Origin of the sequence: Streptomyces sp. NPDC002044, assembly GCF_040296725.1 — a bacterium.
Taxonomy (GTDB): Bacteria; Actinomycetota; Actinomycetes; order Streptomycetales; family Streptomycetaceae; genus Streptomyces; species Streptomyces antarcticus.
In genome coordinates this window covers 1-1831 of sequence record NZ_JBEOXU010000315.1, presented here as the reverse complement: position 1 = coordinate 1831, position 1831 = coordinate 1, and the positions used below count along the sequence as shown (strand labels likewise).

The 1831-nt window shown below is 69.4% G+C and carries 1 protein-coding gene; it reads left to right on the top strand.

Annotation, left to right across the window (positions count from 1 at the left end; genetic code table 11):
• The first annotated feature begins 332 nt into the window (after positions 1 to 332).
• On the top strand, positions 333 to 1724 hold the full coding sequence (locus tag ABT106_RS31875) for a nucleobase:cation symporter-2 family protein (RefSeq protein WP_351284524.1): 1392 nt from the start codon (positions 333 to 335) through the stop codon (positions 1722 to 1724).
• Positions 1725 to 1831 lie beyond the last annotated feature (107 nt).

Sequence of the window (1831 nt, the reverse complement as noted above, 5' to 3'; positions counted from 1 at the left end):
GACCCGCGCGGGGTCCGCGGCAGCCGTTCCCGGGTGGCGCCTTCGGACATCCGAAGGCGCCCCCGGGGGCGGTGACTCGTGCCCGTCGCACCGCACGGACACCCACCGCGCCACTGCCACGGCACAGCCAGCTCCTTCGCACGGCACGACCGCACAGCAGCACCGCACAGCACCACCTCGTGGAACCGGTTTGGGCGAATCGATTCCGCACCCGTTGGGACAAGCAACTCGATGAACAGCAACCACAACTGAACAGCTCGACTCGCACCGCTTCCGCACCACCTCCATGACACCCACGTCCCTGCCGACGTGTTACCCGACCGGAGGAAGCCGTGGCCGCAACGCCCAGGTTTCGCAAAGACGCAGTCGCAGTACCGGAGGAGAAGCACCCGGTCGACGAGACCTTGCCTCCGTTGAAAATGTTCACGAGCGGTCTCCAGCACGTGGCCGCCATGTACGCAGGTGTCGTCGCCCCACCCATGATCGTCGGCCCCGCCGTCGGTCTCTCCGCCACCGAGACCGCCTTCCTGATGGGCGCCTCGCTCTTCACCGCGGGCCTCGCCACCCTCCTCCAGACCCTCGGGTTCTGGAAGATCGGCGCGAAGCTCCCCTTCGTCAACGGCGTCTCCTTCGCCGGTGTGACCCCCATGATCGCGATCGGCAAGGGGGAGGGGGACAACGCCATCCCCATCATCTTCGGCGCGATCATCGTCGCCGGGATCCTCGGCTTCTTCGCCGCCCCCTACTTCGGCAAACTCGTGCGCTTCTTCCCGCCGGTCGTGACGGGAACGGTCATCACCCTGATCGGCGTCTCGCTCCTGCCGGTGGCCTTCAACTGGTCGCAGGGCGGCAACAGCACCGCCACCGACTACGGTTCGATGAAGAACATCGGCATGGCCGCCGCGACCCTCGTGATCGTCCTGCTGATGCGCAAGTTCCTGCGCGGCTTCCTCCAGCAGATCGCCATCCTGCTCGGCCTCGTCGCGGGCACGCTCATCGCGATACCGCTGGACATGACCAGCTTCGACGCGATCAAGAACGCGTCGATCGTGGGCTTCCCGACGCCGTTCCACTTCGGCGCCCCGCAGTTCCAGGTCGCCGCCATCATCTCGATGTGCATCGTCATGCTCGTCTGCATGACCGAGTCCACCGCCGACATCCTGGCACTGGGCAAGATCGTCGGACGTCCGGCGGACGCCAGGACGATCGAGGGCGGCCTGCGCGCCGACACCCTCGGCAGCGCGATCAGCCCGCTGTTCAACGGCTTCATGTGCAGCGCCTTCGCCCAGAACATCGGGCTGGTCGCCATGACGAAGGTGCGCAGCCGGTTCGTCGTCGCCGCCGGCGGCGGCATCCTGATCCTGCTCGGCCTGTGTCCGATGGCCGCCTCGGTCATCGCCCTGGTACCGCTTCCGGTCCTCGGCGGCGCGGGCATCGTCCTGTTCGGGTCGGTCGCGGCCAGCGGCATCCAGACCCTGGCGGGCGCGGCCATGGAGAAGGGCGAGAACGCCCTGATCGTCGCCGCCTCGGTGGGCATCGGCCTGATACCGATCGCCGCGCCGGAGTTCTACCACGCCTTCCCGAAGGACCTGCTGGTCGTCCTCGACTCGGGCATCAGCACCGGCTGCGTGGTGGCCATCCTGCTGAACCTGGCCTTCAACCACCTCGGCGCCAAGAAGGGGGAGGCCCAGGCCGCCGCTCCGGAACCGGTGCCGGTGCACTGACCGGAGGGGCCCCGTGCCCGGCCCGGCCGGCCCGAGGGGCGCCGGCCGGACCGTACGGCGGCGGGGGGGGGCGCCCCCCCCGCCCCCGCCCCCGGGGGCGCCCCCCC